At 32.4% G+C, this 23,666-nt stretch carries 22 protein-coding genes; 9 read left to right on the top strand and 13 right to left on the bottom strand.

Going from position 1 to position 23,666, the window contains the following annotated elements:
* Positions 1–22 precede the first annotated feature (22 nt).
* Positions 23–1,273, top strand: a complete 1,251-nt coding sequence (locus ACFS5M_RS01755; protein WP_183484917.1) for an NAD(P)/FAD-dependent oxidoreductase — start codon at positions 23–25, stop codon at positions 1,271–1,273.
* A gap of 32 nt (positions 1,274–1,305) precedes the next feature.
* Here ACFS5M_RS01755 and ACFS5M_RS01750 read toward each other — a convergent pair whose 3' ends face one another.
* Together ACFS5M_RS01750 and ACFS5M_RS01745 are read right to left on the bottom strand one after the other, a co-directional pair.
* Positions 1,306–1,911, bottom strand: coding sequence for a hypothetical protein (locus ACFS5M_RS01750; protein ID WP_183484915.1), 606 nt, complete (start codon positions 1,909–1,911; stop codon positions 1,306–1,308).
* A gap of 61 nt (positions 1,912–1,972) precedes the next feature.
* Positions 1,973–2,917 carry an NAD-dependent epimerase/dehydratase family protein gene (locus ACFS5M_RS01745; protein WP_183484913.1) on the bottom strand — a complete coding sequence of 315 codons (945 nt, stop codon included), beginning with the start codon at positions 2,915–2,917 and terminating at the stop codon, positions 1,973–1,975.
* 143 nt (positions 2,918–3,060) lie between these two features.
* Here ACFS5M_RS01745 and ACFS5M_RS01740 point away from each other — a divergent pair, with 143 nt between their 5' ends.
* The 3 genes from ACFS5M_RS01740 (at position 3,061) to ACFS5M_RS01730 (ending at position 6,333) form a co-directional block, all read left to right on the top strand.
* On the top strand, positions 3,061–3,576 hold the full coding sequence (locus ACFS5M_RS01740; RefSeq protein WP_183484908.1) for a hypothetical protein: 516 nt from the start codon (positions 3,061–3,063) through the stop codon (positions 3,574–3,576).
* Between the two features lies 1 nt (position 3,577).
* Positions 3,578–4,099 carry a nuclear transport factor 2 family protein gene (locus ACFS5M_RS01735; protein ID WP_183484905.1) on the top strand — a complete coding sequence of 174 codons (522 nt, stop codon included), beginning with the start codon at positions 3,578–3,580 and terminating at the stop codon, positions 4,097–4,099.
* Positions 4,100–4,242: 143 nt separating this feature from the next.
* A complete protein-coding gene (locus tag ACFS5M_RS01730) occupies positions 4,243–6,333 on the top strand; it encodes a M13 family metallopeptidase (RefSeq protein WP_183487195.1) in 2,091 nt (696 codons plus the stop codon).
* A 64-nt stretch (positions 6,334–6,397) separates the two neighbouring features.
* Here the strand turns inward: ACFS5M_RS01730 and ACFS5M_RS01725 are convergent, their stop codons facing one another.
* Together ACFS5M_RS01725 and ACFS5M_RS01720 are read right to left on the bottom strand one after the other, a co-directional pair.
* Entirely contained in the window at positions 6,398–7,096 is a 699-nt protein-coding gene (locus ACFS5M_RS01725; RefSeq protein ID WP_183484902.1) for a hypothetical protein, read from the bottom strand.
* A gap of 65 nt (positions 7,097–7,161) precedes the next feature.
* Positions 7,162–9,462, bottom strand: coding sequence for a M28 family peptidase (locus ACFS5M_RS01720; RefSeq protein WP_183484900.1), 2,301 nt, complete (start codon positions 9,460–9,462; stop codon positions 7,162–7,164).
* Positions 9,463–9,576: 114 nt separating this feature from the next.
* On the opposite strand from ACFS5M_RS01720, the gene ACFS5M_RS01715 reads away from it, so the two are divergent.
* Positions 9,577–10,041 (top strand): CBS domain-containing protein, encoded by a 465-nt coding sequence (locus tag ACFS5M_RS01715; protein WP_183484897.1) that lies wholly within the window; start codon positions 9,577–9,579, stop codon positions 10,039–10,041.
* A gap of 2 nt (positions 10,042–10,043) precedes the next feature.
* Here ACFS5M_RS01715 and ACFS5M_RS01710 read toward each other — a convergent pair whose 3' ends face one another.
* The 5 genes from ACFS5M_RS01710 to ACFS5M_RS01690 are packed head-to-tail and all read right to left on the bottom strand — an operon-like array spanning position 10,044 to position 13,013.
* The gene (locus tag ACFS5M_RS01710) at positions 10,044–10,394 is read right to left on the bottom strand and encodes a hypothetical protein (RefSeq protein ID WP_183484894.1); all 351 of its coding nucleotides are present in this window, start codon (positions 10,392–10,394) and stop codon (positions 10,044–10,046) included.
* A complete protein-coding gene (locus ACFS5M_RS01705) occupies positions 10,375–10,926 on the bottom strand; it encodes a GNAT family N-acetyltransferase (protein WP_183484891.1) in 552 nt (183 codons plus the stop codon). The genes ACFS5M_RS01710 and ACFS5M_RS01705 overlap by 20 nt, the downstream gene beginning before the upstream one ends.
* A complete protein-coding gene (locus ACFS5M_RS01700) occupies positions 10,926–11,420 on the bottom strand; it encodes a DUF6265 family protein (protein WP_183484888.1) in 495 nt (164 codons plus the stop codon). The genes ACFS5M_RS01705 and ACFS5M_RS01700 overlap by 1 nt, the downstream gene beginning before the upstream one ends.
* A 2-nt stretch (positions 11,421–11,422) precedes the next feature.
* Positions 11,423–11,866: a DinB family protein gene (locus ACFS5M_RS01695; protein ID WP_183484885.1), complete on the bottom strand. Its 444-nt coding sequence runs from the start codon at positions 11,864–11,866 to the stop codon at positions 11,423–11,425.
* A 1-nt stretch (position 11,867) separates the two neighbouring features.
* Positions 11,868–13,013, bottom strand: a complete 1,146-nt coding sequence (locus ACFS5M_RS01690) for a serine hydrolase domain-containing protein (RefSeq protein WP_183484883.1) — start codon at positions 13,011–13,013, stop codon at positions 11,868–11,870.
* 181 nt (positions 13,014–13,194) lie between these two features.
* Between ACFS5M_RS01690 and ACFS5M_RS01685 the strand changes: the two genes are divergently transcribed.
* Positions 13,195–13,530: a single-stranded DNA-binding protein gene (locus tag ACFS5M_RS01685; RefSeq protein WP_183484880.1), complete on the top strand. Its 336-nt coding sequence runs from the start codon at positions 13,195–13,197 to the stop codon at positions 13,528–13,530.
* Between the two features lie 173 nt (positions 13,531–13,703).
* Here the strand turns inward: ACFS5M_RS01685 and ACFS5M_RS01680 are convergent, their stop codons facing one another.
* Together ACFS5M_RS01680 and metG are read right to left on the bottom strand one after the other, a co-directional pair.
* Positions 13,704–14,171, bottom strand: coding sequence for a hypothetical protein (locus tag ACFS5M_RS01680; RefSeq protein ID WP_183484877.1), 468 nt, complete (start codon positions 14,169–14,171; stop codon positions 13,704–13,706).
* 8 nt (positions 14,172–14,179) lie between these two features.
* Complete coding sequence (gene metG / locus ACFS5M_RS01675; protein WP_183484875.1) at positions 14,180–16,246, bottom strand: methionine--tRNA ligase; 2,067 nt, start codon at positions 16,244–16,246, stop codon at positions 14,180–14,182.
* 285 nt (positions 16,247–16,531) lie between these two features.
* Here metG and ACFS5M_RS01670 point away from each other — a divergent pair, with 285 nt between their 5' ends.
* Genes ACFS5M_RS01670 through ACFS5M_RS01660 form a run of 3 tightly spaced genes read left to right on the top strand, consistent with a single transcriptional unit; the run spans position 16,532 to position 18,679 of the window.
* Complete coding sequence (locus ACFS5M_RS01670) at positions 16,532–17,548, top strand: S66 peptidase family protein (protein ID WP_183487193.1); 1,017 nt, start codon at positions 16,532–16,534, stop codon at positions 17,546–17,548.
* A 9-nt stretch (positions 17,549–17,557) separates the two neighbouring features.
* Entirely contained in the window at positions 17,558–18,319 is a 762-nt protein-coding gene (locus tag ACFS5M_RS01665) for a HEAT repeat domain-containing protein (protein WP_183484872.1), read from the top strand.
* Positions 18,320–18,679 carry a YraN family protein gene (locus ACFS5M_RS01660; RefSeq protein WP_183484869.1) on the top strand — a complete coding sequence of 120 codons (360 nt, stop codon included), beginning with the start codon at positions 18,320–18,322 and terminating at the stop codon, positions 18,677–18,679.
* Here ACFS5M_RS01660 and ACFS5M_RS01655 read toward each other — a convergent pair.
* Both ACFS5M_RS01655 and mfd read right to left on the bottom strand, forming a co-directional pair.
* Positions 18,676–20,022, bottom strand: coding sequence for a TlpA family protein disulfide reductase (locus ACFS5M_RS01655; protein ID WP_183484866.1), 1,347 nt, complete (start codon positions 20,020–20,022; stop codon positions 18,676–18,678). The genes ACFS5M_RS01660 and ACFS5M_RS01655 overlap by 4 nt on opposite strands.
* A gap of 31 nt (positions 20,023–20,053) precedes the next feature.
* The gene (gene mfd, locus ACFS5M_RS01650) at positions 20,054–23,389 is read right to left on the bottom strand and encodes a transcription-repair coupling factor (protein WP_183484863.1); all 3,336 of its coding nucleotides are present in this window, start codon (positions 23,387–23,389) and stop codon (positions 20,054–20,056) included.
* Between the last annotated feature and the right edge of the window lie 277 nt (positions 23,390–23,666).

Genomic DNA, 23,666 nt, shown 5'->3' with positions numbered 1-23,666 from the left:
AAATATTATATAGTATAAGATTATGGATGAAATACATGTTGATGTTTTAATTATTGGAGCTGGACCATCTGGTTGTGTGGCAGCATCGTATCTTCATAACAATAAAAAACAAGTTAAAGTTGTCGAAAAAAGCAAGTTTCCTAGATTTGTTATTGGAGAAAGTTTATTGCCAAGATGTATGGATCATTTTGATGAAGTAGGCTTATTAGATGTCCTTAAAGATTACGGATTTGAAATAAAAAGAGGTGCTCGTTTTTTGAAAGGTGATATTGTGTGTAATTTCGATTTCAGCAAAAAACATACTGAAGGTTGGGATTGGACTTGGCAAGTAACTCGTGCAGATTTTGACAATATTTTAGCAACAGAGTTGGTAAATAGAGGTGTGGATATCTCTTTCGAACATGAAGTTGTTGGTGTTGAATTTAATGAAGACGGAACGTCAAAAACAAGCATAAAAGATGAGCAAGGACAATTGTATTATGTTCATGCAAAACACATTATTGACTCCAGTGGTTATGGTAGAGTATTACCAAGATTATTAGGTTTAGATAAACCTTCAGCTATTCCTGCACACTCATCTATTTTTACTCATGTTAAAGATGTTAGACGACCTGATGGTGAAGAAGGCACATTAATAACATTTGATGTATTAGACAAAGACACTTGGCTTTGGGTAATTCCATTTTCTAATGGCGACACAAGTATTGGTTTTGTTGGATTAAATGAGTTTATAGATGCTTTTGAAGGTGATACTTCTGAAAGGTTGCAAAGCATGTTGAAGCATTCTAAATATTATAACGATCGCTTTCAAGGATTAGAGTTTAAATTCCCTCCTGTTTGTATAAAAAACTTTTCAAAATCTGTAAAACAATTGTATGGAAAAGGTTATGCATTAACAGGAAACAGTGCCGAATTTTTAGATCCAGTATTTTCATCAGGAGTTACCTTCGCTACTGAATCTGCACTTAAAGCTGCAAAATTAGTGACTAAGGAGTTGAATAATGAAACTGTAGATTGGGAAGAGGAATATACTGGATACATTATGAAAGGCGTGCAGGTTTTTGCTACTTATGTTAAAGAATGGTATACAGGAAACTTACAAACTTTATTTTTTCATAGACCAGAAAACCCAGAGATTAAGAAGCAAATTTGTGCTGTATTAGCAGGGTATGTTTGGGATGATACCAACCCATTTGTTAAAAAGCATGATCGATTAGTTAAAAATTTAGCTTATCTAATAGAGATGGAAGAAAAAGAAAAAGCGAACCAATAGGTTCGCTTTTTCTTTTTAATATAAAGGTGTTTTTATTTTGCTTTCTTTTTAATATGTGCAGCTAAAGTTTTAGAAAGTTTAGCATAAGCTTCAGAAATTCTGTAACCAGAATCATAATCGTTACCAAAAGCACCATTACCTTCAGCTCTTGTGTACTCTACAGAAAATAAAACCGTATCAGGAGCATCATTTTTATATACTGAAATGGTAGCATTAATTTTAGAGTTTTTCCTAACAACACCAACATTATAACCAGCATACATAAACGTTGTGTGTACTTTCATCGTGTATTCGGCATCAGCTAAATCTTTTCCGATTTGAACTTCGTTGTTTTTCCATCTCTTATTAAAAGATTCAATAAATTTTGGTTCATATCTATCTTCTCTATCTGCAAACCAAGATGCTTTAAATTTTTCTCCAGACCCAGGATTCTTTTCATCACGTTTTGCCATTTTGTCTTTTAAAAAGGCCTCTTCATTTTCATATTTTGGAATTTCAAGATTAGAGTAATCAAATACAAGGTTGTATTTAGTAATACCTTTTAAGTTTTTCCAATCTCCTTCTTGAACTTTTGCTTTTTGAGCAATTATAAAAGTTGAACAGAATAATAATAAAATAAGAGTTAATTGTTTTTTCATTTTTATAAGTTTTAATTCAAGCTAAAATAACTAATATTATGCCAAACATTATAATTTGTAGTTATTTTTTTCCTAACTGCTTAAGCATTTCATTTGTAATATCGTTAAGTGAAAAGGTGTGTTTCCAATTCCAATCTTCTCGTGCTCTTGAATCATCAATACTTTTTGGCCAGCTGTTAGCAATACCTTGTCTAAAATCAGGATTATAAGTCATTGAAAAATCTGAAATATGCTCCTTTATAGATTCTGCAATTTGCTTTGGTGTAAAACTAATAGCACTAAGGTTATAGGATGAACGAATCTTAATAGCATCTGCATTAGCATTCATTATATCAATAGTTGCTTTAATCGCATCATCCATAAACATCATTGGTAGTTCTGTGTCTTCAGTTAAAAAACAACTATAGTGTTTTGTTTTTAATGCTTCGTGGTAAATTTCTACAGCATAATCTGTGGTTCCGCCTCCAGGTAAAGTTTTCCAGCTTATTATGCCAGGATAGCGAATACTTCTTACATCTACACCATATTTTTCATGATAGTACTCACACCATCGCTCACCAACCTGTTTGGTTATGCCATAAACCGTTGAGGGTTCCATTACGGTATGCTGTGGCGTATGTTCTTTAGGAGTTGTATGCCCAAAAACTGCAATGCTTGAAGGCCAAAACACTTTTTCAATTAGCTTTTGTTTTGCCAGATTTAGCACATGAAAAAGAGAATTCATATTTAAATCCCATGCTTCCATAGGGTATTTTTCCCCAGTGGCACTTAGTAATGCAGCCATTAAGTAAACCGTATTAATATTATGAATTCTACAGCAATCTTTTACAGCATTAAAATTTTTTGCATCAATAATTTCAAAAGGACCAGAGTTTACTAATTCTAATTTTCTAGTATCAATGTCACTTGCAATTACATTTTCAACACCATAGATGTCTCTTAACTTGTATGTGAGTTCGGAGCCAATTTGCCCACAAGCACCAATTATTAAAATTTTTGGAGTCATTATTTATAGGAATAAAAGTTATCAAAAATAACCCTTTTTTATAGATGAGTTTATAAATTTAGATTAAAATAATAACTGGTTAAAGTATTTCACTTAAAAACATAAGAATACAATATATTTGTAGCAATAAGAGTTAATTTAAAATGAGAATATTACTACTTACGAGTCTTCTTTTTTGTTTTTTGTCTTGTAAAAAAGAGGCAGAGACTCAAGAGCAAAGCGTCGATCTAGCTGAAACGTCTTTTCAAATTTCAAAAGACGATATTGCTAAGCTTAATTTTACGGAGTTTATTTTAGATGCTAAAGCTGGAAAGTTATTAGAATCATGGCAAAAATACTATGAATTAGATAATATTATAAATAACGTGAATCAAGCAAATTTATCTTTTTTTAAAGATAATAATGAAATTTTAGTCGCTTTTATAGAGGATTTAAAAACAACCATTCCTGAAAGAATGGATTCACCTTTAATAAAATCAAGATTAATAGCCTTAGAAACAAAAATGTTTAAGTTAGAAGGCGTTGTTAATTTATCAAAACCTCAAAAAAAAGAAGTGCTTTTAGTTGTAAAAGAATTATTAGCAGCGTTCTCAAATCTTAACCTTCAGATTAATAAAAAGATTGAAAAAGAATCACAAAATATTCAAAAGCCTTACTAGTATGAAACCATTGTACATATTTATTTTTGTAATATTTTTATCCTCATGTAATGATAAGGGAGATGCGCATAAAGGCCTCTCTTCAAATGAAATTAAACAGGAAATCAATACGAATTTAGACGCATGGCATCATGCTGCAGCCAATGCAAATTTTGAGGCCTATTTTAATTTAATGACAAATGACGGGATTTTTATTGGCACAGATGCTACCGAAAACTGGAAAAATGATGCATTTAAAGCGTTTTGCAAACCCTATTTTGACAAAGGAAAAGCATGGAGTTTCACTCCAATAGAAAGGCATGTCTATCTTTCTGAAGACAAAACGATAGCTTGGTTTGATGAATTGCTAGATACTCAAATGAAAATTTGTAGAGGCTCAGGAGTCATGAAACAAGAAGGAAATACATGGAAAGTCGCTCATTATGTGCTTTCAATAGCTATACCAAACGATAATGTAAATCAGGTTACAGAAATCAAAAAAGAATTTGATAGCATACTTGTTGCTAAACTACTTCAAAAATAAGATGGTATAATCTTGTGAAATTGTTAAAGCCCTTCTTAATCGTTGGGTTTTTTTATTAATCTTTTGTTAAGATGTAACAAATCATATGCATAAGAGTCTATTTAATAGTAAATTGTATGTCTAAATTTAATACTAAAACAAAAATGAAAACCAACTTTAAAAAACTCTCACTACTTAGTGCATTTGCTTTTTTAGGATTAGTTGCTTGTAAAGAAGACACTAAAAAAGAGATTGCTATAGTTGAAAAAGCTCCAGGAATTGACTTAAATCATATGGACACGTCAGTTAGTCCTAATGACGATTTCTTTCGACATGTAAATGGAACATGGTTAGATAACAACGAAATCCCTTCAGATAGAACACGTTGGGGAAGTTTTGACGAATTACGTAAGAAAACAGACGAAGATGCCTTAGCTATTTTAAAATCAGCAATGTCTGATAATAAGGATTTGAATTCTATTGAGGTTTTACCAGGTTCAGATCAAGAAAAAGCAGTCTTTCTTTTTAAATCTATAATGGATACTGTTGCTAGAGATGCTCAAGGCATTAAGCCCTTAGAAGCAACTTTAACAAAAATTGATAACATTAAAAATATAGATGATTTACAACGTTTGCTTATTGAGTCTGAACCTAAAGGAGGAATCGGATTTTTTGGAGTAGGAGTTGGATCACATCCAAAAAACAGTAATCTTAATGCAGGTTATTTAGGTAATGGCGCATTAGGATTAAGTCGCGATTATTATGTTGATCAAGATGAAGACACCAAAGCAAAAAGAGAAAAGTATCGTGCTCATATTGCTAGAATGCTACAGTTTATAGGTGATTCTGAAGAAGAAGCGAAGGCCAATGCAGATCGAATTTTAGCATTCGAAACACGTATGGCTGAACCACGAATGACTAAAGAAGAACGTAGAGATGCAAGAAAAAGATATAATCCAAAATCTATGAGCGACTTAGCGGAAATGACACCTTCAATTAATTGGGAAGCTTACTTTAAAGGTCTTGGAGTTAAAGAATTAGACACTGTAATTGTTACAGATCCTGGTTATTTTAAAGCTCTAGATAATATCTTAAAGGAAAATAATTTAGAGGACTGGAAAAATTATTTGCGTTGGACACTAATTGATGGGAATGCCAATTTTTTAACAACCGAAATAGATAAAGCGAATTGGGATTTTTACAGCAAAGAATTAAGAGGGTCTAAAAAACAAAGAGATCGTGAGGAACGTGCTTTAGGAACATTAAACAGTACGATAGGTGAAGCTTTAGGGAAATTATATGTCGATAAAAAGTTTCCGCCTGAAGCCAAAGCGAAAGCTGAAAAAATGATCAAAAACATTATGTTAGCTTTTGAACAAAGAATAGATAAACTTGAATGGATGACTCCTGAAACTAAGGAGAAAGCAAAAGATAAGCTTAGAAAAATGAACGTTAAAATTGCTTATCCTGACGAATGGAAAGATTACTCTGATTTAGATGTAAAGAGCTTAGAAGATGGTGCTTCTTATTATAGTAACATGCAAAATGTAAGAATCTGGAATTTTAAAGACGGTTTAGATAAATTAGGAAAAGAAGTTGATAAAAGCGAATGGTTTATGGCACCACAAGTTGTGAATGCGTATTTTATGCCACCTTATAATGAAATTGTATTTCCTGCTGCAATTTTACAACCTCCATTTTATAATTATCAAGCTGATGAAGCTGTTAATTATGGTGGAATAGGTGCAGTAATTGGTCACGAAATCTCACACTGTTTTGATGACTCTGGAGCTCGTTATGATGCCGACGGAAATTTAAATAATTGGTGGACTGAAAAAGATTTAGAACAATTTACGGCTTTAGGAAAAAAATTATCAGATCAATATAGTGCTATTGAAGCTTTACCTGAAACGTTCTTAAACGGAGAATTTACTCTAGGTGAAAATATTGGAGATTTAGGCGGAATAAACGCTGCTTACGATGGCTTACAATTGTATATGGCAGAAAATGGAAGGCCAGAAAACATTGATGGTTATACACCAGAACAACGTTTGTTCTTATCTTGGGGAACAATTTGGAGAACGAAATATACTGATGACGCGATGCGTAATCAAATAAAAACAAATACACATTCACCAGGAATGTATCGTGCTGCAATGCCACTTAAAAATGTGGATGCATTTTATGAAGCCTTTAATGTTAAAGAAGGTGACAGCATGTATATCGCTCCTGAAGAGCGTGTTAGAATTTGGTAAATAATATTGAAAATAAAAAAAGGCAACTCATTGAGTTGCCTTTTTTTATTTGTTAGAATTCAAATTAATTTTTCTTTTCATTCTGATTTTTTTGAGCCAATAATGCGTCTTTACTTATTTTAGCTAAATTGAAATTTGGAGCGATAGCTAAGGCTTGATCAAAAATGGCTACTGCAACATCAATGTTGGTCGTTTTATTTTCATTAAACTTCACTAAACCTTTTAAATATAAAAATGCAGCTTTAAGGCTAACTTGATAAGGTTTTTGAGTTTCGTAGAAAGCACGATTCATATCGTTAGTAACATGTGTTATTCCGTAATTTATATGAGTTGTGGCTTCTTCAAATTTATTTAAAGTTAAGCTTAATTCTGCTAATTCGTAGGCTGTATTTGCATTCGGATTACGCTTAAACATTTCTTCAAAGTGAGGAAACGCACGCTCAGGCTGATTAATAGATTTTAAAGACAGTGCTTTTACTTCTACAGCCATATCAGAATCTGAAGGATTAGCGTCAATTCCGATAGTATTTAAAGCCTGAATGTATTTGCCTTCACTCATATATATATAAGCTAAAGTATCTTGCCTTGTTTTTGAAGGCGATATAACATTTAAATGTGTTAAGCTATTGATAATGCCTTGTACATCACCTTGTGCTTTCATTTGTTCGTAGTAAGCTTCAAAATGTTTTTTTAATTCTGAATTGTTCTGCGCACTTATAGAATAACTTGAAACTAGAAGTATAATTAAGAGTATGTTTTTCATTGGTGTTATTTTTCTGAAGCCAAAACTAAAAAAAATATAAAAGGATAGTCTTAAAGCTTTGCCAATTATTTTATTGATACATTAGTTTTAATCACCACTGCATCATTTAATACGAAGGGTTTTGGAATCATATTTTCTTGACGTTCCTGTACACCTAATAAATCGTTTTTTAATAAATCATAAGACGCTTCATAGATTTGCAATTCGGTTTTTTGATTTAACGGAACTTTTAAAATCATATCTAAAGGCTCCTTATCAGCGACATAATAACTAAATAATCGATTGTTTAACCTGTGTTCAAATACATTTCCAGTGGACTCGTCTAAATGTGCTTCAATGCCATTAACTATAAATGATTTAAAAACATTAGAGGAATCTGAAAAGACTTCAAAACGCTCAGCGTTTCGTTGTGAAGTGACACAAATTGCAATTTGTCTCTGACCATTAATTATAGTGTCGTGTGAGATTTCAATTTTTGGTTTTGCAATAGGTTTTAAAGCGGCTTCTTTAGTGAAAGTGAAACTAGATTTATATTTGCTACCTATAGTATTTTTTGAAAGTATATTTGATTGGTCTGGATTACTAGTTAATTTTTCTTCAGTCCAAACATCTAATACATCATCGTAAGTTGCCCAAACAGCAGTGTCTTCATTTGCATCTAACACATACAACAAACTATTCGGTTTTGGGTTTTCAGCAGTAAATTTAGAATTAAAATGTGCAATGACTAGAAAGCCAATTCCAAAAAACAGAAAGAGGTAAGACCAGCGTTTTTTATGTTTAAAGAATCCAAAGAGAGTTATAAGCAGACCAAAGATTAGAGCAATTAAAATAGCAGACACAAACAAAATCTTCAAGCCTAAACCAACAGGAAACATTTTCACTAAAGGAGACATGATAAATAAAACAGGAATACTTAAAAGCGCTAACAAAACAAGGTTTGGTGTTTTTTGCCTAATCATTAAAAACAAGCTTAATAAACCAAAGAAGACTGGAATTATAAAAAAGCTAGCACCTTTTAATTCAACAGCAACAATAGCACAGATGACTATCCAAAAGAATAAAGGTGTAACCAATAAATTAGCAGTACCATTTGAATTAGGAAGTTTATGATAACAGAAAAAGCAAATGGCTAAAGTTATGCAGGTGAATGCACTAATATAACTATGACCATTATAGGTAAAGCCATGAAGCATTTCATTGTACTGAGGATAAATGTACTTTAAAGCTTCCCAACCAAAGTAACCAATTAAACCACTTATAATTATGCTAGCCAAAAACGGAATGGCTCCTTTTAAAATGTCTTTTGCAATAAAAACCTCACGTTTAAATCCGTAAGTAATTAAAGCAAGAAAGATAGCCATAGCCATTAAAAGCATAGGAATAATCCATGAAAAAGGATAAATAATAGTTTTAAAGAAAGGAACATTAATGTAAATATAGTCTTCAGAACTTTTAATATTATTGAGGTTTGCATTGCTAAAATGATAGAGTAGCGGCATAAGATAAGAGCCTTGATGTTCAAGTGTGTTCCTGTCTAGGCGATTATAAGTATCTAAAGCTGTGTGGTAATCAAAATGATCATCAATAAAAGCAAAATTAAATCCATCAATATCACCATCTGCTCTAAAACGAGTTAAGTCTGTATCGTTAGGAAGCATTTTGTATATACTATAAGCTAATGAGTTAGCCACAGGAAATTGAGGATTAGCTTTTACAAATTCTTTCATAAGGTTTGCGTTACCTTGATTGGTTTCGATAAGCATATAACTTGGTCCACCACTACCTCGAGCTTCAAAATTTAAAACTAAACCAACCTCTTTAGCCCAAGGATGTTGGTTTACAAAAATATCTGCACCATTCAATCCGAGTTCCTCACCATCAGAGATTAGGATTATAATATCGTTTTTTGGTGTTTTGTTTTCAGCTAAAAATGCTCGAATACCTTCTAAAATGGTCACTACTCCAGATCCAGCATCACTCGCGCCAAAAGAAGAATGTGGATTACTATCATAATGAGTAAGCAACAGCAACGCTTTACTGTTATCACTTCCATTAATTTTTGCTAAAATATTTTTAGGCTTTGAAAGATTTCCCCATTGACTCATAGAATACCCTTCTTGTATTTGAGTTTCTAAACCTAGTTTCTGAAGCTCTTTAACAATATATGCTCTTACTTCTGCATGCGATTGATTTCCAAGATAATGTTCGTTTTTAGAAATTTCTTTAAGATGAACTAAAGCACGTTGTGTAGAAAAAGAAGTTTTGGCAGTTTCTAAATCTGAGATGGTATTTGGTAATAAAGCATCAAAACTCCAATATATAGCTAAACCAATAAGTAAAACAGCAATAATTTTTTTGAACATAATAAGCGTACGTAATTTTATAAGTATAAAAATAAGTAAATTATATCTGGTTTTAATCATTTAGGAAAACTCATTAATAATAAGTATATTTAAGAGAATTAAACGCTAAAAATTATGGGAATAAAAAGTTTTCAAGGTGCTAGAAAACAACAAAATGTTTTAGATCAGACACCATTAAAGGTAAGTGATTATATGTGTACTAATCTGGTGACTTTTAAACCAGAACAATCGGTTGAAGAAGTTATAGAAACACTTATTAGTCATAAGATTTCTGGAGGACCAGTAGTTAATGATAATAACGAATTAGTAGGTATAATAAGTGAAGGTGATTGCTTAAAGCAAATAAGTGATAGTCGTTATTATAATATGCCAATGGCTCAAGACAATGTTGAAAAGCGAATGGTTACCAATGTTGAAACTATTGATGGTAACATGAATGTTTTTGATGCGGCTAATAAATTTTTGGAATCTAAACGAAGACGTTTCCCAATTGTGCAAGAAGGAAAATTAATTGGTCAAATTAGTCAAAAAGACATTCTAATTGCTGCCATGCAATTAAAAGGTCAGAATTGGAAATAAGATTAATTTTCTCTTTTTACTAGCGCATAATAATCACCTTCTAGAGGCAAATAACCTTGATCATATACAAAGTAATATATAGTTCCTGCTTTGGTAGTATAAATACTTGTGAAATAATTAAAATCAAAGCCTTTTTCTATAAGTTTGGCTCTAGATGTTTTGGTTTTTTGATTAGGATTTAGTGACTCAAGAATCCTGTAATTTTTTCGCAATCTATTATTTGTATTGCGAATCAGATTCTTACTGTCTTTATTGACTTTGTTATTATAGGCATTTCGGCAAGCATCACTACAGAATTTTTTATCAATTCGGCCTACAATCTTATCACCACATTCAGGACATTGTTTTTTCATATTCATTTTGTTTTAAGACATACCAATTTATTAGAACAGTTTCATGCGGAAAGGTTTCAACATAGTGTAAACCTATTTTTTTAAGTATTTTATTTGAAGCTATATTTTCGGTTTCAGCTGCGCCAACTATGGTTTCTAGGTTTAATTTTCTAAACCCATAATCAAGTGTTGTTATTGAAGATTCGCTTGCGTAGCCTTTGTTCCAGTAGCGTGGAATTAACCGATAACCAATATCATAGAAATCGCGTTTTTCTCCCAAACGTTCTTGATCTCCAGTGTTAAATTTTAAGCCAGACCAACCTATAAAATCTCCTGAAGATTTTTCTATAACCGCAAATCTGCCTATGCCATATTTTACATATTGTGCTTTTATGCTGTCGATATAAACTTGGGCTTGTGATTTAGAATGAATAGGCTTGTTTCCTAAGTATTTATGTACTTCTGGGTTAGAGTCTAATTCAAACATACCTTCTAAATCGCAATCTCTCACATCTCTAAGAATGAGTCTTTCAGTCTCAATGTGAAAATTCATTATTGTCTTTTGTAATTAAATTTCACTTCTTTCTCTTGGCCATCATCAGCAAGAACTACATAAAGATTTATTTCGTTATCACTAATTTTTTCAATAGTAAACTGATCGAAGTACACTTTGTTTTCAGTGACTTTCACCAATTTAAAATCTACAGTGTCATCCTTTTCTTCCCAGCCTTTAAAGTCTGCGTTAAAATGTTTGAGTTGTAACAAAAGGGTTTCTCCAACTTGGGTTATACCTCCTAATTCATAGAATACCACTTTGTTTTTAACAACCAGTTTAAAGGAAAACATCATAGAATTTCCTAAAGGAGGACTCCAAATCTCTTCAGTAATACCTCCAAAAGCTTCACCTTTCCAATGACCAGCAATCCAGGAGACTTCATCTAAGTTTGCAGGAGGAGAGGTTGAGTTTTCAGTAAACTTCATGGTGTTTTCTTGAGCCTTAGTATTTAAAAAGGCTAATACGCATAGTGTTAATAGAATTTTTTTCATCATTATTTATTTAAGATTGGTATATAGGCTTTCCAAGGCCCAACTTCTGTTTTATATTGTTTAGCAAGTACTCTTGCTATTTGTGCTATATGTCCTAAGTCATGTGTTACCCAAGACGCTAATAATTGTTTTAAAGCAACTTCGCCTAATTCTGGATGATTTCCTTTTAGCTGCAATTGGGTTTCAGAAATAGTTAAAGTGTTTAAATATTCTAGGTTGAGTTGCCGTAATACAATAAACTCATCAAGTAGTTGTTGGATTGTTTTTCCTTTTGAAGCTTCAAATTGTGCAAATCTATCAAAAGGTTGAAACGTTTTATTTACAGTATCATTTAAAATAATATTTAAGCGTTGTATCCAATCTTCAGATAAATCTCCTAGAAAAGATTGAAGTGTTTTAGGTGTTTGTGATAAAACCTCTATAGCCAATTTAAAATTATACTCCATTTTATCGTATTAATGATTGAGAAATTAAATCATCCATAAGTTCATTCATGTTTATCACAGAAGCGGCATAATCACAATTAATCTGAATAGCAGCAGCAATTTCTAATTCTGGATAATAAATGAAAAGTGAATTAAATCCAGGCATAAATCCTGAGTGACCAAAAGCCTTGCCGTGTTTTGTTTCATAAATAAAAGTTCCTATGCCATACGAGTCGGTTCCTATAACATGATGACCGTTATGGTTTTCGGTAGTAATCGTAGCTAAAGTTTTTTTTGAAAATGGAGTTCCAGAATAATATAATTTAGCCCATTTGGCTAAATTAGGTGTAGAAGATGCCATTCCTCCACCAGTCCACTCAAGTTGAGGATTGAAAAAATAAGAGCCAGCTTCAACCGTTTTTTCAGGAACACGAAAAGCAGGAGGCATTTTTGAATAGCCAACAGCAAGATTTGGAATGTTACGTTTTAAAGAAGGATAAGTTTGATTAAGGTTATAAGGTTTTAGAATTTGATAATCTGCTAAGTCGTAATAATTATTTTTAGTAACTTTTTCAATCAGCATGCCAAGAAGAATATAATTAGTGTCTGAATACGACCAGCTTTTTCCAGCCTCATGCACTGGTTTGTCATTAAAAACTACAGCCAATCGATCTTTGTAGGTCCACACTTTATTTGGGTCTTCATCAATTTGTTTCCAGATTTCTGGTTTTAATACATAACGAGGCAAACCACTTGTGTGTTGTAATAACATACCAATTGTAATATCATCTATATTAGGAATTTGATGTAACCATTCATGACCTGGAAAATAGGTTATGAAAATATCACTCAGCTCAATTTGTTTTTTATCAATTAATTGCATTAAAAGTGCAGCAGTATATGTTTTTCCTATACTCCCAGAGAAAAATGTATGATCTGTTTTTAATGTGATTTTCTTTTCGATATCAGAAAACCCAGCAGCATAGTTATCTGTTTGTCCGTTTTTGTGAATAATAGAAAAAGTTAAACCTGGAATATTATTTTCTGCAATGACTTGATTAATGGTGCTAATCACCTTTGGGTTTAAGTCTTTTGTCTTAATTGTTGTTGATTTACAATTAAAAAGCAGAAGAATTATAAAGGCTAGTAATTCGCTTCTTTGTTTCATAGTAGTTGAAATGAGATGCCTTAAGTTACAAAAAAATATTCGTTTACAAACGACTACAAACATTTACAAACGAATTTAAATACTTAATAACCGAATAACATTTGTAAGTGGTTGCATCTTTGCCTTGTCGAAACATAAGAACTCGATAGTATTAACTGTTTAACATTAAAAATTAGAACACATGAACACATTAAGAAACAAAGTACAGTTGATTGGTAACTTAGGAAATGACCCAGAAATCATCAATCTTGAATCAGGAAAAACACTTGCGAAATTTTCAATTGCTACAAATGAAAGTTACAAAAATGCGCAAGGCGAAAAGGTAACAGACACGCAATGGCACAATGTTGTGGCTTGGGGAAAAACAGCAGAAATAGTTGAGAAGTATGTCACTAAAGGAAAGGAAGTTGCTATTGAAGGTAAACTAACAAATCGTTCTTATGAAAATAAGGAAGGCGAGAAGCGGTATATTACCGAAGTCGTTTGCAATGAATTGTTGATGCTAGGAAATAAATAACAATAGATTTTCTAAATATAAAAAGCTTAGGTTAAATGACCTAGGCTTTTTTTGTTTTGAAAAACCCCTGTCCACGTAGTGTTAAAAAAGAACTTGAAATAGTATTGTGTTTATATTGATTAAATCAATTCGAAAAACAGTATAATGCATTTAATTCGACTATTATTACTGATTTATTTTCTAATAAAATGCATTTGAATGGTATAAGGTTTTCCATTAACAAAGACTTTGTAACGCCACTGCATTTTGTTTTTTTTGAGTTCAGTGACTTTTATTTTAAAAAGATTGCCATATTTACTTTTGTTTTCTGTCTTTAAAATAACATCGTAAAGCCCAGTTTTTTGGTTTGTTTTCTGAATGTTAAAGGATAAATCACGTTTTCCATAAGAGCAATACAAATCGTTAATATCGTAAGTTCCAGTATTACTAGTTGGGCTAAATCGCCATAAACTTTGCTCAAAGCAAAAGTTGGTGACATCATTAAAAAGGATGATTCTATCGTACATGTCAGGTTCGACATAAGATACTTTTTCAAGAAGCCAGTAGTCTTTTAAAATGGCTTCAGTTGACACCTCGTTAGAGGGTTTAAAACTCAATAATAGTAGGCTAATTAGGGGAATTAGTGCTATTCTTGTTTTCATTTGTGCTATTAACTTATTTTCAGCCCATTTATCACATTATTGTTATCTGGATTAACGAAAACCAGTCCCTCTTCTGGTGTTTCTGTCATCAAAATCATGCCTTGGCTTTCTACGCCTCGAAGCATTCTTGGTGCTAAATTGACTAATACGGTTACTTTTTTACCAATGACCTCATCAGCTGAAAAACTGTCTGCAATCCCAGAAACAATAGTTCTAATATCAATTCCTGTATCCACTTTCAATACCAAAAGCTTTTTAGCTTTAGGCATTTTCTCTGCTTCTAAAATCGTACCAACACGAATATCTAATTTTGTAAAATCTTCAAAAGAAATAGTTTCTTTTTGTGGTTCTGCTACTTTATTAGCAATTTCGTTGGCTTTTTTGCTGTTTTCTAGCTTTTCGAGTTGCGAATATATAACATTATCTTCAATTTTTCCAAATAACAATTCTGCTTTTCCTATTTGATGATTGGCTGGGAGTAAGGTTTCTACTTTAGAAATGTCTTCCCAACTAGGTTGATTATCTAATGTTGAATAGCAAAGGATGCCTTTTAGTTTTGTTGAAGTAAAAGGCAAAAACGGTTCGGATAATGTTGCTAATGCAGATGCGATTTGTAGCGCGACATACATAATAGTTTTAGTACGTGCTTCATCTACTTTAATTACTTTCCATGGCTCTTCATCGGCTAAATATTTATTTCCTAAACGAGCTAAATTCATGAGTTCTTGCGAGGCTTCTCTAAATCGATAACGTTCTATTGAGCTTGCTATAACATTAGGATATGCTTTGATGGCAGCTAAAGTGTCTTCATCTACTTTTGATAATTCACTTGGTGTTGGGACAATGCCTTCATAATATTTGTTGGTAAGTACTACAACACGATTTATAAAGTTTCCAAATATGGCAACTAGTTCATTGTTATTTCTTGCTTGAAAATCTTTCCATGTAAAATCATTGTCTTTGCTTTCGGGAGCATTTGCTGTTAATGCATAACGCAATACGTCTTGTTGATTTGGAAAGTCTTCCAAATAGTCTGGTAACCAAACAGCCCAATTTTTTGAAGTAGATAATTTTTTTCCTTCCAGATTTAAAAACTCGTTTGCAGGGACATTATCTGGTAAAATATAAGACCCTTCCGCTTTGAGCATCGCAGGGAAAATAATACAATGAAATACAATATTGTCTTTACCAATAAAATGAACAAGCTTAGTCTCTTTATCTTTCCAATAAGGCTCCCAATCTTTTCCTACACGTTCTGCCCATTCTTTGGTTGCAGAGATATACCCAATAGGAGCATCAAACCACACATAAAGGACTTTGCCTTCTGCACCTTCTAGAGGCACTGGAATTCCCCAATCTAAGTCTCTGGTTACAGCTCTTGGACGCAAACCATCATCAATCCAGGATTTGCATTGTCCGTAAACATTGGGCTTCCAATCTTTTTTATGGCCTTTTAAAATCCATTCTTTTAGAAAATCTTCATGTTTATTTAAAGGTAAAAACCAGTGTTTTGTTTGTTTTAGAGAAGGTGTGTTTCCAGTAATCGCAGATTTCGGGTTAATTAAATCTGTAGCATTGTGACTTGTACCACAGTTTTCACATTGGTCGCCATAACTTTCTTCATTTCCACATTTCGGGCAAGTCCCAATAACAAATCTGTCGGCTAAAAACTGATTCGCTTCTTCGTCATAAAGTTGTTCGGTAATTTCTTCAACAAATTCATTTTTATCATACAAAGTTGTGAAAAATTCTGATGCAGTATCATGATGAATTTTAGCCGAAGTACGCGAATAGTTATCGAAAGTAATTCCGAAGTCTTCAAAAGATTTTTTAATTATTGCATGGTATTTATCTACGATATCTTGTGGCGAAACACCTTCTTTTTTTGCTTTGATTGTAATAGGCACACCATGCTCATCACTACCACACATAAAGGCAACATCATGGCCTGTTAAACGTAAATAGCGAGCATAAATATCTGCTGGCACATAAACACCTGCTAAATGTCCAATATGAATGGGTCCATTAGTATAAGGTAAAGCTGCTGTAATGGTATATCTTTTTGAAGTATTCATTTTTTTATATATGTAAGTCGAGCGCAGTCGAGACCTAATTTAAATCTCTCGACTGCGCTCGAGGAGATAAAAGGATGTTAATTTAATTTGAAGCCACAAAAGTACGCATTTTGATAGCGATTCAGAAACGAGTATTTATAAATTTTAGACATTGCTTTACTTGAGGATTGTTTAAAATTTTTAATTCGAGAACGTTGTGGTTGTTCACGTTCTTGATTTTATATTTAATTTATGCTTAGATAAATATTAAATTTAAACGTGTAAAAAAAAATGTACATTTACAATATGTCTAAAAAAGGATTCATCTTACAATTATGTTGTGTTGTGTTGTTCTTCGGAATAAAGCAGGTTGCAGCACAAGATTTGAGTGCTAAAAATACGATTACATTGATACAGCCAGAATACTTAAAAGCAGGAGATACTGTAGCTATTGTTGCGCCTTCAGGAATATTGAAAAACAGAAATGATGAAGTTGAACAAGCCAAAGCTTTACTTAAGAGTTGGAATTTAAATGTCGTTGTTGGCGAACATGTATTTAGTCAAGACTATCATTTTGCAGGCACTGATGCTGAACGTTGCGAGGATTTTCAAAAGGCTCTTGATGACCCAAAAATTAGTGCTATATGGTGTGCTCGTGGAGGTTATGGAACAGTTAGAATCTTAGATCGATTAGACTATGCTAAATTTAAGGAACACCCTAAATGGGTTATTGGTTATAGTGATATTACAGCCTTACATAATCAGATACATAATCAAGGTTTTGAGTCTTTACATGCATTAATGTGTGTGAGTTTAACCAAAGATTTGAATGAAATAGAAACCTCTATCAATACATTTAAAGACGCTCTTTTTGGAGTAGCTATAAGTTACACTTTAGAAGGCTCTAGTTATAATAAAGTGGGTCAAATTACAGCACCTGTAGTTGGGGGAAATTTAACCATATTACATACGATGCTAGGCTCTAAAACTAGTATAGACACCTCTGGTAAAATTTTATTTATTGAAGAGATTGGTGAATACAAATACCATATTGATCGTATGTTGCAAAGTCTTAAACGTGCAGGTTATTTTGAAAACTGTAAAGGCCTAATGGTTGGTGATATGAGTAAAATGCGAAAAAACACAACGCCTTGGGGAAAACCTATTGAACAACTTATTTTAGATGCATTATCTGAATATGATTTCCCTATTGTTTTTAATGTGCCATCTGGTCATGAAAAAGATAATCGTGCGTTGATTTTAGGCAGAGATGCTACTATTTCTGTTGGAAAGGATAAAAGCACGATAGTTTTTAAAAATTAAAAATGCATTATGGCTTTCTACGATTTATCTAAAGAAGAACGTACTCTTTTAGTTGATAAAATCAACACAGATATTGCATATGATTTGAGGTCTAAAAATACAGAAAACATCATTTTATATTTTTCAGACGAAGACACCTACATTCGTAAAACAGGCTATTTAGCCATGGGAAAAATATTTTATGCTGAACCTCATTTACAAAAGCAAATGCTTTCAACTTTAAAAACACTTCTAAACTCTAATCAAGAGAAAGTGCGCCAAACAGTTGTTAATGCTGCTGGTGAAATTGGAAAATTTCATTTTGATAAAGTACAATTTTTTTTTGATATTGGTTTATTTGATACACATCATTCTGTAAGAAATGCAGTTATTGGTTCTGTTAAAAAAATGGGAGAGAAGAACCCGGAAAATGTTCTGGCTTGGGCGAAAACGTATTTAAAACATGAGGATAAAGAAATACGACGTGAGATTTGTCATGGTATAGAGTTACGTGGGCGAACACATCCTCAAGATGTTTTGCCACTATTAAAAACCTTAGAATTTGACAATACCAAACGAGTGTCTAATACACTAGTTCATGTGCTTGGGCAAATAGCGTATAAAAATGGGTGTTTAAAAACAGTTGTTTCTCATTTAAATACTTGGAAGAATAAATCCTTGGTTCGGGAAGCTTTAGATGAAATTGTAGATGTTCATAAGCGTTATAAAAAGTTTGCCGTTTTAACTCAACAAGAAGCAATTGATTATATTGATGCTAATTATAAACATTAAATGGCACAGCATAACGAACTTGGTAAAAAAGGAGAAGAACTTGCAGTAGATTTTCTATTACAAAAGAAGTATTCTATTCTGGAAAGGAATTACAGATTTGATAAAGCAGAAGTTGATATTATTGCTCAAAAAGGCGATACACTTGCTGTTATTGAAGTAAAAACCAGATCGACAAAAGATTTTGGAAACCCTCAAGATTTTGTAAAACCAAAACAAATTCAGCGTTTAGTTAAAGCAGTTGATAAATATATTACCACCAATCATTTAGAAGTTGAAGTCCGTTTTGATATTATTGCGATTGTAAAATTTGAAAAAGGGTATGAGGTTGAGCATTTAGAAAATGCATTTTACCATTTTTAATGTTCGTCTTTTTCAAGTTTAATAGGATGCTCCTTATAATAGGCTTGTAGAGCGTTATAATCATAAGGTTTAGCAATAATCCTTTTGTTTTTGTCTAAAATAAAATAAGTTGGTGTTGCAGTCACACCATACGCATTACCAATTTCATTGTCCCATTTACCTTCGCCAAACACATGAATAAAGTTAGGAAAATCATAAGTCTTATCTTTCCATCTATAAATATCATCCTCTAAAGCTACAGCAACGACTTTAAGTTTTCTGTCTTCTAAAGTTGAGGTGTATTCGTGTAGTTTTGGTAATTCTTCTAGACAATGTGAACAGGTGCTACTCCAAAATACAATAAGATATTGTACAGCTTCATTATAATCATAAAGGTTAATTACCTTAACGTTATTGTTTTTTGAAACTTCTAAAGAAAAATCTGGAGCAATTTCATTTATTGAAGTATTTTTAAAAACCTGAAGTTTTTCTACCAAAGCTTTATCATTTTTTACAATATCTAATAGATATTTTTCAGCAATATAATTAGCAACAGGCTCTGTTTTTACGTCTGCAAATTGATTCCACAACACTTCAAGAATAATTTCTTTAACGATAGGATTTTCGCCAATAGCATCAACAACTGTATCGATATTTTCTTTATAAGTATTGATTTCATCTTTAGGGTTTGTGAACGTAAACACATAATTCAAAACCGTTTCGATTAAAAAATTTGAGCTTTGAAGTGTCTTGTTACTAAAGTCGATATTCTTAAAATAGTTGTTTTTTAATTTTTTTGAAAAAGTTTCAGCATCTTCCATTTCGGAAGGTATATAAGGTTTGCTAGCTTTTATAAAATCAGAAACCATCATACCTTCAGAAGCTTTTTCAAATTCATTTTGTGTTTCTGAGAGGACCTCAAACGTTTTTTTAAACGTTTTTTTATTTTGTTCTGAACTCGTAAAATAGGTGTTTATACTTTCGCTAACTAGCTGAATACTTTTAGAATATGAATTAAGAAGTATGTTTTCTTGAGAGCTGATGAACGTTACACCATCGTCTAAATTAAAAAGGAGTTCAACATCTTCTTTGGCGTTATAAATAATATCAAAATTATAATCTTCTTGAGGCAAAGCATAAACCAAGCGATACATGCCTTTTGTGTTGGTAGAGTCTAGTTTAAATTCAAATTTACCAGAGCTATCAATTTCTGCACTTTTCACATAAATTGATGTTGTTGGCGTTACTTGATATAAAATAACAAATTTAAATTCTTCAGCAGGAGTAAAAGTCCCTTTAATGCTATGTTGGGCGACTAGCAAGTTAGGGAGTAAAGCCAATAAAAAAAGTAATGTTTTAGTCATTATATTTGTGTTTCTTCTAATAGGACAACGATTATGCCAAAATAGGTTTTAAAGCCCTTAATGCTTTTTCTACAGAATTGATTTTCTCAAAAGTAAGTAATAATCGCAATCCAATTCTTGTTTGTTTTTCTTTCATCTTGCAATCCTGTGGATGGGTTTGAATGTATTGTAATACTTTTGTAAAATGTGCACTTTGATAAAATTTACTCTGTTGATCACTAATAAAATAGCCAACAAGTTTGCCTTTTTTCATAATGACTTTTTCTAAGCCTAATTTTGTAGCAATCCATTTTAATCGCACAGAATTTAGTAAATCTACGACTTGAGTTGGAAGCTCACCAAAGCGATCTATAAGTTGCGTTTCAAAAGTGATAAGTTCTTCTTCCGTTTTAATCGTATTAAGTTGAGTATATAGGTTTAATCTCTCGGTAATATTATTGATATAATCGTCTGGAAAAAGCAATTCAAAATCACTGTCAATCGTTATGTCTTTAACAAATTCTTTTTCTTTTTTATCGTCTTGATAGAGGTCTTTAAACTCATTTTCTTTGAGTTCTTCAATAGCTTCATTTAAAATTTTCTGATAGGTGTCAAAACCAATATCATTAATAAATCCGCTTTGCTCACCACCAAGTAAATCTCCAGCACCACGAATTTCTAAATCTTTCATTGCAATGTTGAAGCCACTACCTAATTCGGTAAATTGCTCTAAAGCTGTAATTCGTTTTCGAGCATCATTAGTCATTGCAGAATATTCTGGCGTAATAAAATAACAGAATGCTTTTTTATTGCTTCGACCTACACGTCCACGCATTTGGTGTAAGTCACTCAACCCAAAATTATTAGCGTTATTAATAAAAATAGTGTTGGCATTTGGCACGTCTAGACCACTTTCGACAATGGTTGTACTAACGAGCACATCAAATTCGCCATTCATAAAGGCTAGCATAAGATGCTCTAATTTTTTACCATCGAGTTGACCATGACCAATACCAATTTTCGCATCAGGAACTAAACGCTGAATCATACCAGCAACTTCTTTAATATTTTCAATTCGATTATGAATGAAGAAAATTTGTCCACCACGTTGAATTTCATAACTGATGGCATTTCGAATGGTTTCTTCACTAAAGCGAATCACGTGACTTTCTATAGGATAACGATTAGGAGGCGCAGTTGTAATCACAGATAAATCTCTTGCTGCCATTAAGCTAAACTGAAGCGTTCTAGGAATTGGAGTAGCCGTAAGTGTTAAAACATCAACATTGTCTTTAAGGGTTTTTAGTTTTTCTTTTACAGCGACACCAAACTTTTGTTCTTCATCAACAATGAGCAACCCTAAATCTTTAAATTTCACATTTTTATTGACTAATTGATGAGTTCCAATTATAATATCGACGTGTCCTTTTTCTAATTTTTCTAAAGTGATGTGCTTTTCTTTAGCTGTTCTAAATCGGTTTAAATAATCAACTGTAACAGGGAATTCTTTTAAGCGTTCAGCAAACGTTCGCGAATGTTGATAAGCTAAAATGGTTGTTGGCACTAGAACAGCCACTTGTTTTCCGTTATCTACTGCTTTAAAAGCTGCTCTAATAGCGACTTCAGTTTTGCCAAAACCAACATCACCACAAACCAATCGATCCATTGGTCGTTCGCTTTCCATATCTGCTTTTATATCTGCAGTCGCTGTACTTTGGTCTGGTGTGTCTTCATAAATAAAAGAGGCTTCTAACTCATGTTGTAAGTAGCTGTCAGGTTTGTATTGATAGCCTTTTTCAAGCTTGCGTTTGGCATAGACCTTAATAAGATTAAAAGCAATTTCTTTAACACGAGATTTTGTTTTTTGTTTTAGTGTTTTCCATGCTTTACTACCTAGTTTATAAACTTTAGGAGGTTTGCCGTCTTTTCCATTAAATTTAGTGATTTTATGGAGTGAATGAATGCTTAAATACAACACGTCGCGTTCGCCATACACTAATTTTATGGCCTCTTGTTTTTTGCCTTCGACATCAATTTTTTGTAAACCACCAAACTTTCCAATACCATGATCTATATGAGTAACATAATCTCCTATATCTAGATTTGTAAGCTCTTTTAAAGTTATAGATTGTTTTTTGGCATATCCATTTTTAAGATGAAATTTATGATAGCGTTCAAAGATCTGATGGTCTGTATAGCAAATGATGCGATGCTCATGATCTACAAACCCTTGATATAAGGATAACACAATTGTTTTATAATGCACGTCTTGTTCAACGTCCTCAAAAATATCATGAAAGCGTTTAGCTTGCTGCTCTGTAATACAAGCAATATAATTGGTATAGCCTTTATTATGGTTTGTATTTAAGTCGTTTATTAATAAATTAAATTGTTTATTAAAAGAGGGTTGAGGTATAGTATTAAAAGAAATCGTCTGATTGCTAAACACACTTGAAGTCCCAAATTCTACTTGAGTAAAATCGAGGAGTTGCTTTTTTAAAACAGTTGCGTTACAGAATAATTCTTCAGGTTCTGCATGATTAATAGTTGCTGAAAGTGTTTTAAAAGTTTCTGATGCTTTTTCGAAAAGTGAATCTATTCTTGAAAAGAGTAAGTCTGAGTTTTTTGTAAAAACAACAGTCTTTTGAGCTATATACTTCAAGAAACTTTGTCGGCTTTCTTCTAGAAATTTATTAGCTACATTTGGGATGATGCTTATTTTTTTTATTTGCTCTGTAGAGAGTTGTGTTTCAACATCAAAGGTCCTAATACTATCGACTTCATCGCCAAAAAACTCAATTCTATAAGGCTCATCATAAGAGAATGAAAACACATCAACAATACCACCACGAACTGAAAACTCACCAGGTTCTGTGACAAAATCGACACGTTTAAACTTATATTCAAATAAGACTTCGTTTACAAAATCTATGGACAAATCATCATGCACCGAAATTTTCAACGTGTTTTTTTCAAGTTCACGACGTGTCACCACTTTTTCAAAAAGCGCATCAGGATAGGTGACTATTATGGCTGGCTTTTTACGCGAGTTGATGCGATTTAAAACTTCTGCACGAAGGAGCACATTTGCATTGTCTGTTTCTTCTATTTGGTATGGTCGCCTGTAACTTCCAGGATAGAAAAGCACATCTTTATTGTTAATGAGAACTTCAAAATCGTTGAGGTAAAAAGCGGCTTCTTCTTTATCGTTAAAAACGAGGAGGTAGGGCAGGTCTGTTTGCTTAAAACTTTCTGTAACGACTAAAGATAGTGAAGAGCCAACAAGGCCTTTTATATGTGTTTTAGATTCGTTTTGGGCAATAGCAGTTTGCAGTTTTTGCGTTTGCAAAGACTGTGCGTAGGTTTGCGAGAGAAGTGATTTACTCAAGACTATTTATTTTGGGTAAAGATAAAATTTACATTTTTTTTACCATGAATAAACCTGTATTTTTTTCTGTGTTTTTTGGGAATTTAAGTTCAAGAAGTTTAACGCTATTTGAGTTGGTTATGCATTAGTGATTGAAGCCTTTGTTGGAGCTCTTTTTTGTAAAAAAAAGCGACTGCTGAAAGCACGACTTACCTAAGCTTTAGCGTAGGTAAGGAATGCCATAAAAAAAGCAATAAATATTGTTTTAAAAAGGCTTTGGATTATCTATCTTTGCATT

Origin of the sequence: Lacinutrix iliipiscaria (assembly GCF_042686125.1) — a bacterium.
GTDB classification, from domain to species: Bacteria; Bacteroidota; Bacteroidia; order Flavobacteriales; family Flavobacteriaceae; genus Oceanihabitans; species Oceanihabitans iliipiscarium.
The sequence above is the reverse complement of the archived record's forward strand: the minus strand, read 5'-3'. Positions and strand labels throughout refer to the sequence as shown.